Genomic DNA, 14193 nt, shown 5'->3' with positions numbered 1-14193 from the left:
CGACAGCGTCACGGGACGCGTGCCGCCGGTGTCAGAGCACGGCCACCGGGGCCACCGGCGTGCCCGTGCCGCCGACGAAGGGTTCGGGCATCGCCGACAGGAGGAAGGCGTACCGGCCCTCTTCCGCACAGGCTGTGGACAACTTTTCGAGATTCCAGTTCTGCCCCTGGAGCATGCCCATCTCGACCAGGTCCAGGGCGTGCACCGGCAGCCACAGGTCCTCGATCTCCGGTGGGAAGATCTCGAACGTGAGCGTGTCGTTCGCGACCGCCGCGACGTCCCGCGCGTGGAACCACTCCGGGGTGTGTACGGACAGCCCCGGCGACGGGAATCCGTAGCCGTGCTTGTCGCCCGCCAGATAGACCTGGATCTGCCCGGTGCGGACCAGGACGACGTCCCCGGAGCGGACCGTGACCCCGCCGAACTCCTCCGCCTCGGCCAGGTCCCCCGGGGTCACCGCATGGCCCCCGGGCAGCCGGTCCAGGCCCTTGGCGCGCGCCACGTCCAGCAGGACTCCCCGCGACACGATGTGCCCGGCCTTGTCGATGCCGCTGAACTGAGACCGCGCGTGGGCGGTGATCGAGGAGGCCGGGCGCCCGTTGTAGATCTTCCCCGAGTGCGAGACGTGCGTCAGCGCGTCCCAGTGGGTGCCCGCCTGCAGGCCCATCGTCACGGCGTCGTCGCTGCACGCCACCGTGCCCGGGCCGAAGAGCTCCTGGTTGATCTGCACCATCGTGTGCAGCGGGTTGATCCGGCCCGGGATCATCCCGGACTGCACCCCGTCCTCCTTGAGGGGGAGGGCCAGCGGGACGCGGCGGCCCGAGCGGATCTCCGCCGCGGCCGCCCGGACGACCTCGTCGGTGACCAGGTTCAGGGTGCCGATCTCGTCCTCGGCGCCCCAGCGCCCCCAGTTGTTGACGCGCTTGGCGATGTCGTGGAACTCGGCGGGCAGTGACATGGGCCTCAACAGCTCCTTGTGTGGAAACGGCAACGAGGGCTTGTGCGGGGACATCCGACTCCCCATAGAATCTAACGGTCCGTCAGAAAACGCGGGAAGGGGCCGGGCGTGGGGAACTTCTTGACAGACAAGGTCGTCGCCGTCACCGGCGCCGGCCGGGGCATCGGGCGGGCCGTGGCACTCGCCGCGGCCGCCGAGGGCGCCAAGGTCGTCGTCAACGACTACGGGGTGGGCATCGGGGGCGGCGAGCCGACGAGCGAGATCGCCGACGGCGTGGTGAAGGAGATCCAGGCCGCGGGCGGCGAGGCCGTCGCCGTCGCCGACGACATCTCCACCATGGCGGGCGGCCGGCGGGTCGTCGACACCGCGCTGGCCCGGTACGGGCGCATCGACGGCGTCGTGTGCGTGGCGGGCATCCTGCGCGAGCGGATGCTCTTCAACATGTCCGAGGAGGAATGGGACCCGGTGGTCGCCACCCACCTCAAGGGCACCTTCACCGTCTTCCGCGCCGCCTCCGCGGTCATGCGCCGGCAGGGCTCGGGCACCCTCATCGGCTTCACCAGCGGCAATCACCAGGGCTCCGTCGCCCAGGCCAACTACAGCGCCGCCAAGGGCGGGATCATCTCCCTCGTCCGCTCCGCCGCGCTCGGCCTGGCCAAGTACGGGGTCACGGCCAACGCCGTCGCCCCCGTCGCCCGTACCCGCATGTCGGCGGGCGTCCCCATGGAGCTCAAGGAGATCGGCGAGCCCGAGGACGTCGCGGCGCTCGTCACCTACCTCCTCAGCGACCGGGCCAGGGCGGAGGACATCACCGGGCAGGTCTACACGATCGCCGGCCCGAAGATCGCCGTCTGGGCGCAGCCGCGCGAACTGCGCGCCGGCTACGCCGAGGGCTCCTGGACCCCGGAGAAGATCGCCGACTTCCTGCCCGGGACGGTGGGCAAGGACCCGATGCCGATGCTCGCGCAGCTGGAGGCCATGGCCAAGGCGGCGGCCGCCAAGGAGCGCCCCAACGCGTAGCCGTACGGAGCGTACGGAGCCGTACGGAGCCCAGGAGCCACGGGGACGAGACAGGGGGAGCGGCGTGGATTTCGGCTTCGGAGCCGAGGACGAGGAACTGCGCGGGCGCGCCCGCGCGTGGCTGGCCGAGCACCTCGTGGGCCCGTACGCGCAGGCCAGGGGCCTCGGTGGGCCGGGCAGCGAGCACGAGGAGGTCGGCGCCCGGCGGGACTGGGAGCGCGAGCTGGGCCGGGGCGGGTGGATCGGGCAGGGCTGGGAGGCCGAGGGGTACGGGAACCGCCGGCTCTCCCTGACCGGGCAGGTGGTGTGGGCCGAGGAGTACGCGGCGCAGCGCGCGCCCGGCCGGGTCGGCCACATCGGGGAGAACCTCCTCGCGCCCACCCTCCTCGCGTACGGCACCCAGGAGCAGTGCGACCGCTTCCTGCCCGGCATCGCCCGCGGCGAGGAGCTCTGGTGCCAGGGGTACAGCGAGCCGGGCGCCGGCTCCGACCTCGCGGGGATCCGCACGGCGGCGGTACGCGAACCCCGGCGGGGCGCGGCCGGGCGGTTCCGGGTCACCGGGCAGAAGATCTGGACCTCGCTGGCCCAGGACGCCGACTGGTGCTTCGTCCTGGCCCGCAGCGAACCGGGCTCGCGGCGTCACCGGGGGCTGTCGTTCCTGCTCGTACGGATGGACCAGCCGGGGCGGATCGAGGTGCGGCCGATCCGGCAGATGTCGGGGACCTCGGAGTTCAACGAGGTCTTCTTCGACGGCGCGGTCGCCGACGAGGTCGTCGGCGCCGAGGGCGGCGGCTGGACCGTGGCCATGGGGCTGCTCGCCCTCGAGCGGGGGGTCTCGACCCTGGTCCAGCAGATCGGCTTCGCCGCGGAGCTGGAGCGCGTGCTGGCGGCGTACGCGGCGTCGGGCACTGCGGACCCGGTCCTGCGCGAGCGCCTCGTACGGCAGTGGGCCGAGCTGCGCACGATGCGGTGGAACGCCCTGCGGACGCTCGGCTCCGCGGCAGGCGCCGGGCGCGGCGCGGGCGGCGGCGCAGGGGGCGCGGGGGGCGCGGGCGCCCCGAGCGTGGCCAAGCTGCTGTGGGGCGGATGGCACCGGCGGCTCGGCGAGCTGGCGGTGGAGGTGCGGGGCGCGGCGGCCGCGGCCGGGCCTGCGCTCTGGGCGCCCGGGCTCCCGTACGAGCTCGGACTGGACGAGGCGCAGCGGCTCTTCCTGTTCACCCGTGCCGACACGATCTACGGCGGCTCGGACGAGATCCAGCGGAACATCATCGCCGAGCGGGTGCTCGGCCTGCCTAAGGAGTCCCCGTGAGAGGCGTCGTGTTCGACGGCAAGCAGGCCCGGGTGGTCGACGACCTGGAGATCCGCGACCCGGGGCCGGGGGAGGTGCTGGTCGCGATAGGGGCGGCCGGGCTGTGCCACAGCGACCTGTCGGTGATCGACGGGACGATTCCGTTCCCGCCGCCGGTGGTGCTCGGGCACGAGGGCGCGGGGGTGGTGGAGGCGGTCGGCGCAGGGGTCACGCACGTGGCGCCCGGTGACCACGTGGCGCTGTCCACGCTCGCCAACTGCGGGGCGTGCGCCGACTGCGACCGCGGCCGGCCGACGATGTGCCGCAAGGCGATCGGGATGCCGAAGCAGCCGTTCTCGCAGGGCGGGAAGCCGCTGTTCCAGTTCGCCTCCAACTCGGCTTTCGCGGAACGGACGATCGTCAAGGCCGTGCAGGCCGTGAAGATCCCGGCCGACATCCCGCTGACGTCGGCGGCCCTGATCGGCTGCGGGGTGCTGACGGGCGTGGGCGCGGTGCTGAACCGGGCGAAGGTCGACCGCGGCGAGTCGGTGGTCGTGATCGGCACCGGGGGGATCGGGCTGAACGTGCTCCAGGGGGCCAGGATCGCGGGCGCCACGACGATCGTGGCGGTCGACGCGAACCCGGCGAAGGAGGCCGTGGCGCGGCAGTTCGGGGCCACCCACTTCATCGACGCCTCGGCGGCGGCGGACTCCTCGGCGGCGGTGAAGGAGATCCTGCCCACCGGCGCGGACCACGCCTTCGAGTGCGTGGGCAGCGTCAAGCTGATCCGCCAGGCCATCGACCTCCTCGACCGGCACGGGCAGGCGATCCTGCTCGGCGTGCCCGGGTTCACGGAGGAGGCCTCGTTCCTGGTCTCGTCCATGTACCTGGACAAGACGATCATGGGCTGCCGCTACGGGTCCTCGCGTCCGCAGCGCGACATCGCCCTCTACGCCGAGCTCTACCGGCAGGGCCGGCTGCTGCTGGACGAGCTGGTGACGGAGGTCTACCCGGTCGAGGACTTCGCCAAGGCCGCGGACGACGCCCACCACGGCCGGGTGGCGCGCGGGGTGCTCACGTTCTAGACAGGACCGCCAGTCGGCCGGGAGAGTCTGGCCGACTGGCGGCGTCAGTCGGCCAGGCGGCCGAAGCGGCCCTTGTGGAAGAGGAGCGGGTCGCCCTCGCCAGCCGCGCCCATGGCCACGACCCGCCCGACCACGATCAGGTGGTCGCCGCCGGTGTGGACGGCGTGGATCCGGCAGTCGATCCAGGCGGGCACGGCGTCGAGCTGCGGGGACCCGGTGACGGGGGCCGGGGTGTGGGTCACCCCGGCGAACTTGTCCGCGCCGCTGACGGCGAAGGAACGGCACAGCTCGCCCTGTTCGGCCCCGAGGATGTTCACGCAGAACACCCCGGCGCGGGCGATCCGCGGCCAGGTGGTCGACGTACGGGCCACCATGAAGGTGACCAGCGGCGGGTCGAGGGACAGTGAGGCGAAGGACTGGCAGGCGAAGCCGGCCGGGCCCTCCCCGTCCGCGCCGGGCGGCGCCGTGACCACGGTGACCCCGCTGGCGAAGTTCCCGAGCACGGCCCGGAATTCGGCGGGCGACACCGGCGCGCGCTCGTCCTCGCCGACGGCCCGCAGATCGGGGCGCGGCAGGGCGTCGACGGGCTCGGGCCCCGGCTCCGGCGCGGCGGAGGTGGCGGAGCCGACTGATCTGAGGTATCGGACGACGGTGGCCGCCATCCCTGCGTGTCCCATCACCTCACCGATTGAACCTGACGGTTCGTCAGATGGGAAGGGAGAGGTGCGTCCCGGGGTGCATTGAACGCGTTCAAGGGAGGGTGTAGGGTCCCGCCCTGAGAGTGTTGAACGCGTTCAAGGCGGGCGGGGTGGACGGAATGGCAGCACCCATCACACATGGACCGGTGCCCGCATCGACGGGCCCGAGCTGGTGGGCGGCGGCGCCGGGAGCCGAAGCGGTCTTCGCGGGCGAAGTACTGGTCGGGCTGTGTCTCTGGATCGCCCTGCCGGGATCCGGGGGCGACGGGGCCGGCTGGAGCCCCGGGGCCTTCCTCTTCCTCCCGTTCGTTGTCGCGTTCGGCGCGACGGCCCTCTTCGCAGGGGCCTTCCTGCACGCCATGGCCTTCACCCGGGCGGCCCTCGCCCTGGCCGCCCGGACCGGCCGCCCGTGGGTGGCGGCGCTCTGGCTGGCCGCCGTGTCGGCGGCCTGCGCGCTGCTCCCCTGGGCGGCCGGAGCCCCGTACGCCACCTCCTGGTGCTGGATCGCGGGGAGCGCGGTGCCTCCCCTGCTGGTGGCCCAGCTGGCCCTGCGCACGGGCCGGGAGCCCGGCTCCGTCCTGGCCCGGACCGCCCTCGCCACCGGCGTGCTCGGCTACCTCGCGGCACTGGCCGGAATCGTCGCCGCCGACCTCCTGAAGGCTTGATGTGCTGGTCAACGCCCCTGTGACCAAAGAGACATGACCCTCCGTCATGTACGGGCGAGCGCATGTGTACAGTCGTCGCCAACGACAAGGGCGTCGGGGGCTGGAGTGGGCATGGCGAACGGTTTCCGCAACCGGGCCGAGCGGGTCGCACTGGGTGCCATGGCGACGGCGGGCGTCGGGGTCCTGCTCGCCGACCTCCTCGGATGGCTCGACAAGATGGCCCCCGGGGGCACCCTCCCGAAGATCACGCTGCTCATCCTGAGCACGGTCACCCTCTTCCTCCTCATGGAGTTCGACCGCCTGAAGGTGCTCGACACCATGAACGCGCAGGTCTCCCGGCTCGACATCGACGGCATCGAGGGGCAGCTCCGGCGCGAGCGCTACGACGGCGTGACCAGGGTGCACCCCGACTTCCCGCAAGCGGACTTCCTCCAGCTGGTGCGGACGGCCCGGCGCGAAGTGGCCATCCTGCAGACGTGGATACCCAACCTCGACCGCCTGAAGGGCGAGCTGACGAACGCCATCGTCGACCGCGGGACCGAGGTGCGCATCCTGTTGCTGCACCCCTCGTCCCTGGTGGCGGACCTGCGGGACCGGGCGCTGCAGACCGGAGAACCCGGCCGGGGGGTGGACGTGCGGGGCAGCCTGACGATCCTCGCGTCCGTCTACGACCGGGTTCCGGCGGAGCTGCGGCCCAAGCTGCGGGTGCGGGTGTACAACTCCCTGCCGTCGATCGCCGTGTACAAGGCGGACGAGCGCTACCTCGTCAGCTCGTTCCTCCACGGCCAGCTCGCCATCGAGTCCACCCAGCTCGAAATCGACGGATGTGAGACGGCGATGGGCCGGGAAGTCCAAGAAGAGCTGAACACCTTGTGGCGCATCGGCCGCGATGTCGATCTCCGCGACTGGCAAAGATCAATCGACACCATGAATTAGAGGTAACGCCGTGGAAGAACTGGACCGGTTCGAGAACGAACTGATCGAGCAGTACAGGCAGCACCCGGTACTGGCGAACATCGCGCTGCTCTCCGACGAGGACTTCACCGCGATCCTCCTCCAGCGGCGCTTCCTCTCCCTCGCGTTCACCCCGGCCTACGACCTGGCGATCGACCTCCTGCGCGACGAGGAGGGGCTGCGCATCGCCCGGGTCATCCTGCGCGAGGAGTACCCGGACAGCCACGGCATGCGCTCCCACCGCGAGGACATGACGGCGGACATGTACCGGCTCGGCGTCACCCGGCAGGCCCTCGTCCACACGAGGCCGACCCCGGCGACGAAGCGGGCCATCGACGCCACCTTCGACCTGATCGCCGACGCCGGTACGCACGACGACGCGGACCTGCGGGTGCTGACGATCCTGCGCTTCTGGGGGGAGATCCTGGTCTCCGTCGAATACGGGCGGCTCTGGGAGCGCATGGCACCCCTGCTCACGCGGGACGGGGAGAACATCTCGAGCTTCTACTACCCGCACCACTCTCATGACGCCAAGGGCGGCTCCCTCGCTGCCGCGAACCTCCTGGCCGTCACCCACCCCGATCGCCTGGCCACCCGCATGTGGGCGTTCCTCGGCAGCGGGGGCGAGCGGGCGGCCGACGCCTTCAGGGAAGCCGAGCAGCGCTCCCTCCAGGTCAAGGTGGACTTCTACGACCAGTTCCGGCCGGCGCTGGAGCGCGTCGGGATCTGAGGCGGCCCCCTGCCCCTGCCCCTGTCCCTGCCCCTGCCCCTGCCCCGGTACTCCGTACGGGTGAAACCCCGGCCCTCCGGGAGTCCGTACGCCCGCCGGCGCGCGGGGGCTCGGCATCGTGGCCGGCGGACTCGTACCGCCGGACCCGTAGGAGGCACTTGATGCTCGGCACCGACTTCCGTACCGGATCACCCAACTGGATCGACCTCGGAAGCCCCGACACCGACGCGGCCGCCGCGTTCTACGGTGCCGTCTTCGGCTGGAGCTTCGTCTCCGCGGGGCCCGAGGCGGGCGGGTACGGCTTCTGGCAGGTCGGCGGGAAGACCGTCGCCGCGCTGGGGCCGCTCACGGAGGAGGGGGCCACGTCCGCCTGGATGGTCCACTTCCAGAGCGACGACGTCCGGGCCACCGCCGAGGCAGTCCGGGTCGGGGGCGGACAGGTCCGGATGGAGCCCATGGACGTCATGGGGGAGGGCTGGCTGGCGCAGTTCACCGACCCGCAGGGCGCGCAGTTCGCGACCTGGCAGCCGGGCAAGACCCGCGGGCTGGGGCTGGTCTCCGCCGAGAACACCCTGGTGTGGGTGGAGCTCCACGTACCCGACCCGGTCGCGGCCGTCGCCTTCTACTACGGGGTGTTCGGCTGGCGGCACGAGGTGATGGAGGCGCCCGGGATGACGTACCGGGTGCTGAGCACCGCCGACGGGGACAAGAAGGAGGCCTCCTTCGGCGGGATCGCGGAACAGGGCGAGGGCGCGGGCGGCGGATCGGCCATGGTGCCGCGCTGGGTTCCGTACTTCCACGTCGCCGACGTGGACGCCACCGTCTCGAAGGTCGAGGGGAACGGCGGTGCGGTGATGATGCCGGCGGCGGACGTGCCGGACGTCGGCCGGATCGCGTGGGCCTCCGACCCGGCCGGTGCCGTGTTCGCGCTGCTGAAGCCCAGCGGCGGGATGTAGCCGGCCGCCGGCCGGGGTCAGCGGCCGGTGTACTTGGGCGTGCGCCGCTCCACGAAGCTCGCCACGCCCTCGTTCGCGTCGGCCGTGCCCATGTTGATCTCCTGGGCGGTGGCCTCGGCGGCCAGCGCGGCCGCCCGGTCGCCGTCCAGGGAGGCGTTGACCAGCTGCTTCGCCAAGGCGAGGGCCCGGGTCGGGCCCTGCGCGAGACGCTCCGCCCAGTCGCGGGCGGCGGCCTCGAGCGCTTCGGCCGGGACCACCCGGTTGACCAGGCCGAGGCGTTCGGCCTCGGCGGCCGGGACGGCGTCCCCGAAGAACATCAGCTCCTTGGCCTTCTGGGGGCCGATCAGGCGGGGGAGGAGGTACGCGCCCCCGCCGTCGGGGACCAGGCCGCGGCGGACGAACACCTCGATGAACCGGGCCTCCTCGGCGGCGATCACCAGGTCGCAGGCGAGGGCGAGGTGGGCGCCGATGCCGGCGGCGGTGCCGTTGACCGCGGCGATGACCGGCTTCTCGCAGTCGAGGACCGCGGTGATCAGGCGCTGCGCGCCGCGGCGGATCATGCGGGCGACGTCGCCGGCGACGCGGTCGGTCCGGGTGGGGCTGCCGCGGAGGTCTGCGCCCGCGCAGAAGCCCTTGCCGGTGGCCGTGATGACGACGGCCCGGACGTGCGGGTCGGCGGAGGCGGCTTCGAGCAGCGCGATGACGTGTTCGCGCTGGTCCCAGGTGACGGCGTTCATGGCCTCGGGGCGGTTGAGGGTGATCCACAAGACGCCGTTGTTCGTGCGGTGCAGGATGTCGTCCATGTGCGCTCCAGGGGGCGGGGGCGGGGTCGGGGCCGGGGTCGGGGGCGGGGTGGGGTGCCGGCCGGGACGGGCTTCGATGTTCGGCGCCCTGGGGGGAGTGCGGCGGGGGGCCTTGGAGTGCGCCGAAGTCATCTCGTTTTAGTCCCAGCCGGCACCCCACCCCGCCCCCGCCCCCGACCCCTCACGTCCGGCGCAGTCCGTTCCAGCCCCCGCCCGGGGCCCCTCGCAGCGGTAGCCGGGGGGTTGGAGGCGCGGGGGTTCGGGGGGCAGTCCCCCCCCGACAACGGCGGCGCACCCGAGGGTTCCGGCTTCGCCGGTGCAGCGCTAGTGGCGGCAGATGGCGAGGGCGTCCAGGGCTACCGCTCCCTGGCCGCGGGGGAGGACCATCAGGGGGTTGATGTCCAGTTCGGAGAGTTCGTCGCCCAGTTCCAGCGCCATGCGCTGGATCCGCAGGATGACCTCCACCAGGGCGTCGACGTCGGCCGGGGGCGCGCCCCGTACGCCCTCCAGGAGTGCGGCCCCCCGCAGTTCGGTGAGCATCGCGCGGGCCTGGTGCTCTCCGAAGGGCGGCACGCGGACCGCCGCGTCGTTCAGGACCTCCACCAGGACCCCGCCCAGCCCCACCGTGACGGTCGGCCCGAAGAGGTCGTCCTGGGTGACGCCGACGACCATTTCCACGCCGCGTTCGACCATCTGGCAGACCAGGATGCCGTCCAGCGGGACGTTCTCGTAGCGGGCTATGTCGGTGAGCTCGCGGTACGCGTCGCGGATCTGGCTCGCGGAGGTGAGCCCGATCTTGACCAGGCCCAGTTCCGTCTTGTGGCCCAGCTGCGGGCCTGAGGCCTTCATCACCACCGGATAGCCGACCAGGCCTGCCGCGCGGACGGCGGCCGCCGCGCTCGTCACGAGCTGCTCGCGCGGCACCCGGATCCCGTACGCCCGCAGCAGCTGCTTCGCCGCGTGCTCGCTGAGCTGCTGCCCCGGCCGCATCAGGGCCTGCGCCTTGCGGTACGAGGGCGAGGGGGTGCGGGGGGCCTCGTCGAAGGGGGAGCGGTAGCCGGTGGTGAAGCGGTGGTGGCCGAGGTAGGCGCGGACGGCGGTGATGCAGTTGCCGAAGGTGCGGAAGGTGGCCACGCGGGAGGAGCCGAGGAGTACCTTCCGGTAGGCGTCCTCCGTGCCGACCGGGGAGCCCCAGATCACGCAGATCAGCTTGTCGCTCTGCTCGGCCGCGTCGACCAGGTCCTGGGCGAGCTTGTCGCTCATCGGGGGGAAGGGGCCGGTGATGGGGCAGATCAGGACTCCCACCGAGGGGTCGGCGAGGATCGCGTCGATGATCTTGCGGCCGCGCCAGTCGCCGACGGGGTGGCCGCCGTTGTCGACGGGGTTGGCGACGTTCAGGTACGCGGGGATCCACTGGTGGAGCTCGTCCTGCTTGGCCGGGGAGAGCGTCGGCAGGCTGAGTCCGGCCTCCGTCGCCAGGTCGGAGAAGTGGGCTCCGGTGCCGCCGGAGATGGAGTACACGACGACGCCCTCGGCCTTCGGCCTGCGGGCCCGGGCGAGCAGCGCGGCGGTGTCCTGGAGTTCGTCCAGGCCGTCGACGCGGATGACGCCGAACTGGCGCATCGCGGCGTCCACGACGGTGTCCGCGCCGGTCAGCTTCCCGGTGTGGGAGGCGGCCATCCGGGCGCCGGTCTCGGTGCGGCCGACCTTGACGGCGACGACGGGTACCCCGTTGCGGGCGGCCCGGTCGGCGGCCAGCAGGAAGGACCGGCCGTCCTTGAGGCCCTCCACGTAGCAGGCGATGGCCCCGACCTCGGGCTGCTCGGCGAAGTAGGAGATGAAGTCGGAGGTCTCCAGGTCGGCCTCGTTGCCGGTCGGCGCCCAGTGGGAGAGGCGGATGCCCAGCTCCTGAAGGGTGTAGACGGGCCGCCCCTGGTGGCCGGACTGGGTGATCAGGGCGATCGCCGGGCCGTCGAGGTCCTCGCGGAACCTCTCGAAGGCGTTGAGGTTCGTATTGGGGCCCAGCAGGCGCAGGCCCGAGCGGCCGACGGCGGCCGTCAGGCGGGCCTGGGCGGCGGCTCCCGCATCCCCCGTCTCGGCGAAGCCGGAGGCGAAGGCGACGGCGAACTTCACCTTCGTCTCGGCGAGTTCCTCGATGACCGGGAGCGGGTCGGCGACGAGGAGGACGGCGAGGTCCACCTGTTCGGGCAGGGCCGCCACCGAGGGCACGCAGGGCAGGCCGAAGACGCTCTCACGGGTCGGATGCACCGGGTGGACGCGTGCGCCGACGCGCTGCGCCCAGGCCATCAGCTGGCGGGTGATGCCGGTGTTCGGCCTGCCCTCGGCGTCCGAGGCGCCGATGACGGCGACCGACTCGGGCCGGAAGAACCGGTCCAGGTCGGGGACGTCGGAGTGCAGGGGCCGTCCGCTGACGTCCAGGGTGACCGCGTCCTCGGCGGAGGGCGGCGCAGAGGAGTGGACGGCCGTTCTGGGGGACTCCCCGCAGGCCTCGACACGTGCGCGGAAGTCGGTGGTGAGGGTGCCGTGAGTAGATCCAAGCATCGTTCCGCCCGCTCCTGCTCGATGAACCTCGATGGAACTCGATAACTGACGTGCAGTCAGATTACTGAACTGACGTGCCGTCAGGAACAGGGCTGCGCAGGAAAGGTGGTGGAGGTGATGTGTGGAACGGTGTCAGAAACCCCCGGCGGTGGTCCAGAGGGCCATTCCGGCCGGAACGGGCCTCAGGTCCGGGAGCCCCGCAGCCCGCGCTGCACGGCCAGGGCGATCTTCTCGGCGTCCCGGGCCATCTCCCGGAACATCCCGCTGATCGGGTTGGAGAAGCCGGTGAAGTACAGGCCGGGGGCCTGTGCGGGGGTGTGGGCGCCGTGCGTACGGGGCCGCCCGCGCTCGTCGAGCACGCCGTCCAGCCCGCCCACCAGACCCTCCAGGGCGCGGCGGTATCCGGTCGCCGCGACCACCACCTCCGGGGTGATCCGCGAGCCGTCCGCGAGCAGCACCTCCGCGCCGTCGAATCCCTCCACGGCGGCCACCGGCTCCACGCGGCCCGCGCGGACCGCGTCGATCAGGCCGACGTCCTGCACCGGGATCGCCCCCTCCTTGACCCTGCTGTAGAGGCCGGAGGCGGGCCGCGGGAGCCCGTACGCCGACAGGTCCGGGACGGAGGCCCGGGCGACGAGCGCGCCCAGCCGGTCCACGAGGGGCACCGGCAGCCGCCGTACGAGGATCCCCGTGCGCTGGGCCGGCCAGCCGGCGGTGGAGCGGCGCACGATGTGCGGGGCCGTGCGCACGGCGAGCCGGACCCGGGCGGCGCCGCCCTCGGCGAGGTCGACGGCTATCTCGGCGCCGGTGTTGCCGGCGCCGACGACCAGGACGTCGCGGCCCGCGTACGGCCCCGGGGCGCGGTAGTCGGCGGCGTGCAGCAGCTGCCCGCCGTACGTGTCGAGGCCGGGCCAGTCGGGGAGCCGGGGCGTGTGGTTGTAGCCGGTGGCGACGACCACGGCGGCGGCGGTGAGCACCCGCCCGCCGGTGGCGTGCAGGGTCCAGCCGCCCGTCCCGTCGGTCTCGAGGCGGGTGACCTCGACCCCGGTGACGATCTCCAGCTCGTGGAACTCGGCGTACTTCTCCAGGTAGCGCACCACGTCGTCGCGCGAGACCCACCGGCCGAAGCGGCGCGGCATGGGCAGGCCGGGGAGCGCCGAGAGCCGGCGCGTGGTGTGCAGGTGCAGCCGGTCGTAGTGCCGCCGCCAGGACGCGCCGACCCCGTCGGACTTCTCGACGACCACGGCGCGGACCCCGCGGGCGCGCAGCGCGGCGGCGGCGGCGAGGCCGCCGGGACCGCCGCCGATGACGTACACGGGGCGGGGCTGGGTGGTCATATCGGGTGCTGCGGGGACTCCTGGCATGAGGTGTGATCGTATCGCCACGCTGAGTTGATGGGTCTCGGTCGGGCGGGGAATCGATTGCGGATCGATCACGGACGGCCGGACCCTTGCGGGATCGGCCCCGATCCGCTGAACTGACGTACCGTCAGACACGGAGAAGGGGTGGGGGCTGCCGATGCAGACCATCTGGCTCAGTGGGGCCGAATGGCTCGCCGTGCTCCGCATAGGCCTCGGCCTGTGGTGGCTGGAGAGCTGGCGGCACAAGGACAAGAAGGGCTGGTTCGAGCGCGGCACCGGCATCGCCTGGGCCGCCGACGTCGCCGCCAAGCACCGCTGGACCTTCGTCAGGGGCGGCTTCGAGCTGGTCGTGAAACCGCGGCCCAAGACGATGGCGTACCTCGTCGTCTACGCGGAACTCGCCCTCGGGCTGGGCCTCGTCTTCGGCTTCCTGACCCCGGTCGCGCTGGTCGGCGGGCTCCTGCTGAACCTGCTCTACCTGGTGCTGATGATCCACGACTGGGCGGAGCAGGGCCAGAACGCGATGATGGCGCTCATCTCGCTGGTCGCCCTGACGGCCATGTCCTGGCAGACCTGGTCCCTCGACGCGGCGATCGGACTCTTCCCGTGAACGGCGTGCGGTACGACCTGCCCGAGGCGGACGAGTTCACCCGCCCCTACTGGGACGCGGCGGCCGCAGGGCGGCTGCTGCTGCGCCGCTGCGCGGACTGCGGGCGGGCGCACCACTACCCGCGGGAGTTCTGCCCGTTGTGCTGGGCGGGCGAGGACCGGGTGGCGTGGGAGGCGGCGAGCGGCCGGGCGACCCTCTACACCTGGTCGGTGATCCACCGCAACGACCTCCCGCCCTTCGGTACGCGCGTCCCGTACACGGCGGCGGTCGTCGACCTGGCGGAGGGCCCGCGGATGATGACCGAGGTCGTCGCCTGCCCGGCGCCGGACCTCCGCATCGGCATGCCGCTGACGGTCGCCTTCCGCGAGGCCGCCGAGGGCCTCCACGTCCCGGTCTTCGAACCGGCCGCCCCCTAGACGAGTAAGTCCGAAGTCTCGGGCGCATGAAGCGAGGGTCTCGTTGATCTGTTTGTGACGACAGATCTCGAAACCCTCGCTACAGCA

14 protein-coding genes are annotated in these 14193 nt (G+C 72.5%); 9 read left to right on the top strand and 5 right to left on the bottom strand.

Annotation, left to right across the window (positions count from 1 at the left end):
* Positions 1–31: 31 nt before the first annotated feature.
* Positions 32–958, bottom strand: coding sequence for a cyclase family protein (locus ACZ6I1_RS32605; RefSeq protein WP_469292514.1), 927 nt, complete (start codon positions 956–958; stop codon positions 32–34).
* 108 nt (positions 959–1066) lie between these two features.
* Here ACZ6I1_RS32605 and ACZ6I1_RS32600 point away from each other — a divergent pair, with 108 nt between their 5' ends.
* From ACZ6I1_RS32600 to ACZ6I1_RS32590, 3 genes are all read left to right on the top strand, one after another.
* Positions 1067–1978, top strand: coding sequence for an SDR family oxidoreductase (locus ACZ6I1_RS32600; RefSeq protein ID WP_469292513.1), 912 nt, complete (start codon positions 1067–1069; stop codon positions 1976–1978).
* A gap of 64 nt (positions 1979–2042) precedes the next feature.
* Positions 2043–3287: an acyl-CoA dehydrogenase family protein gene (locus ACZ6I1_RS32595; protein WP_469292512.1), complete on the top strand. Its 1245-nt coding sequence runs from the start codon at positions 2043–2045 to the stop codon at positions 3285–3287.
* A complete protein-coding gene (locus ACZ6I1_RS32590) occupies positions 3284–4351 on the top strand; it encodes a Zn-dependent alcohol dehydrogenase (RefSeq protein WP_469292511.1) in 1068 nt (355 codons plus the stop codon). The genes ACZ6I1_RS32595 and ACZ6I1_RS32590 overlap by 4 nt, the downstream gene beginning before the upstream one ends.
* A gap of 44 nt (positions 4352–4395) precedes the next feature.
* On the opposite strand, the gene ACZ6I1_RS32585 is transcribed toward ACZ6I1_RS32590, so the two are convergent.
* Positions 4396–5013 carry a flavin reductase family protein gene (locus ACZ6I1_RS32585; protein ID WP_469292537.1) on the bottom strand — a complete coding sequence of 206 codons (618 nt, stop codon included), beginning with the start codon at positions 5011–5013 and terminating at the stop codon, positions 4396–4398.
* Positions 5014–5195: 182 nt separating this feature from the next.
* Here ACZ6I1_RS32585 and ACZ6I1_RS32580 point away from each other — a divergent pair, with 182 nt between their 5' ends.
* From ACZ6I1_RS32580 to ACZ6I1_RS32565, 4 genes are all read left to right on the top strand, one after another.
* The gene (locus ACZ6I1_RS32580) at positions 5196–5714 is read left to right on the top strand and encodes a hypothetical protein (RefSeq protein ID WP_469292510.1); all 519 of its coding nucleotides are present in this window, start codon (positions 5196–5198) and stop codon (positions 5712–5714) included.
* A 111-nt stretch (positions 5715–5825) separates the two neighbouring features.
* Complete coding sequence (locus ACZ6I1_RS32575) at positions 5826–6650, top strand: hypothetical protein (protein WP_469292509.1); 825 nt, start codon at positions 5826–5828, stop codon at positions 6648–6650.
* 10 nt (positions 6651–6660) lie between these two features.
* A complete protein-coding gene (locus ACZ6I1_RS32570; RefSeq protein ID WP_469292508.1) occupies positions 6661–7398 on the top strand; it encodes a hypothetical protein in 738 nt (245 codons plus the stop codon).
* Between the two features lie 161 nt (positions 7399–7559).
* A complete protein-coding gene (locus ACZ6I1_RS32565) occupies positions 7560–8354 on the top strand; it encodes a VOC family protein (protein ID WP_469292507.1) in 795 nt (264 codons plus the stop codon).
* Positions 8355–8371: 17 nt separating this feature from the next.
* On the opposite strand, the gene ACZ6I1_RS32560 is transcribed toward ACZ6I1_RS32565, so the two are convergent.
* The 3 genes from ACZ6I1_RS32560 to ACZ6I1_RS32550 all read right to left on the bottom strand — a co-directional run bounded on the left by ACZ6I1_RS32560 (position 8372) and on the right by ACZ6I1_RS32550 (position 13056).
* Positions 8372–9157, bottom strand: a complete 786-nt coding sequence (locus tag ACZ6I1_RS32560; protein ID WP_469292506.1) for an enoyl-CoA hydratase/isomerase family protein — start codon at positions 9155–9157, stop codon at positions 8372–8374.
* A 324-nt stretch (positions 9158–9481) separates the two neighbouring features.
* The gene (locus tag ACZ6I1_RS32555; protein ID WP_469292505.1) at positions 9482–11719 is read right to left on the bottom strand and encodes an acetate--CoA ligase family protein; all 2238 of its coding nucleotides are present in this window, start codon (positions 11717–11719) and stop codon (positions 9482–9484) included.
* A gap of 182 nt (positions 11720–11901) precedes the next feature.
* On the bottom strand, positions 11902–13056 hold the full coding sequence (locus ACZ6I1_RS32550; RefSeq protein ID WP_469292504.1) for a flavin-containing monooxygenase: 1155 nt from the start codon (positions 13054–13056) through the stop codon (positions 11902–11904).
* A 181-nt stretch (positions 13057–13237) separates the two neighbouring features.
* Between ACZ6I1_RS32550 and ACZ6I1_RS32545 the strand changes: the two genes are divergently transcribed.
* Positions 13238–13690 (top strand): DoxX family protein, encoded by a 453-nt coding sequence (locus tag ACZ6I1_RS32545; protein WP_469292503.1) that lies wholly within the window; start codon positions 13238–13240, stop codon positions 13688–13690.
* Entirely contained in the window at positions 13687–14106 is a 420-nt protein-coding gene (locus tag ACZ6I1_RS32540; protein ID WP_469292502.1) for a Zn-ribbon domain-containing OB-fold protein, read from the top strand. Before ACZ6I1_RS32545 ends, ACZ6I1_RS32540 begins: the two co-directional genes overlap by 4 nt.
* The last annotated feature ends 87 nt before the right edge of the window (positions 14107–14193 follow it).

The sequence above is a fragment of the Streptomyces sp. NPDC046303 genome (genome assembly GCF_055588085.1).
This window is presented reverse-complemented; position numbering and strand designations above follow the sequence as displayed.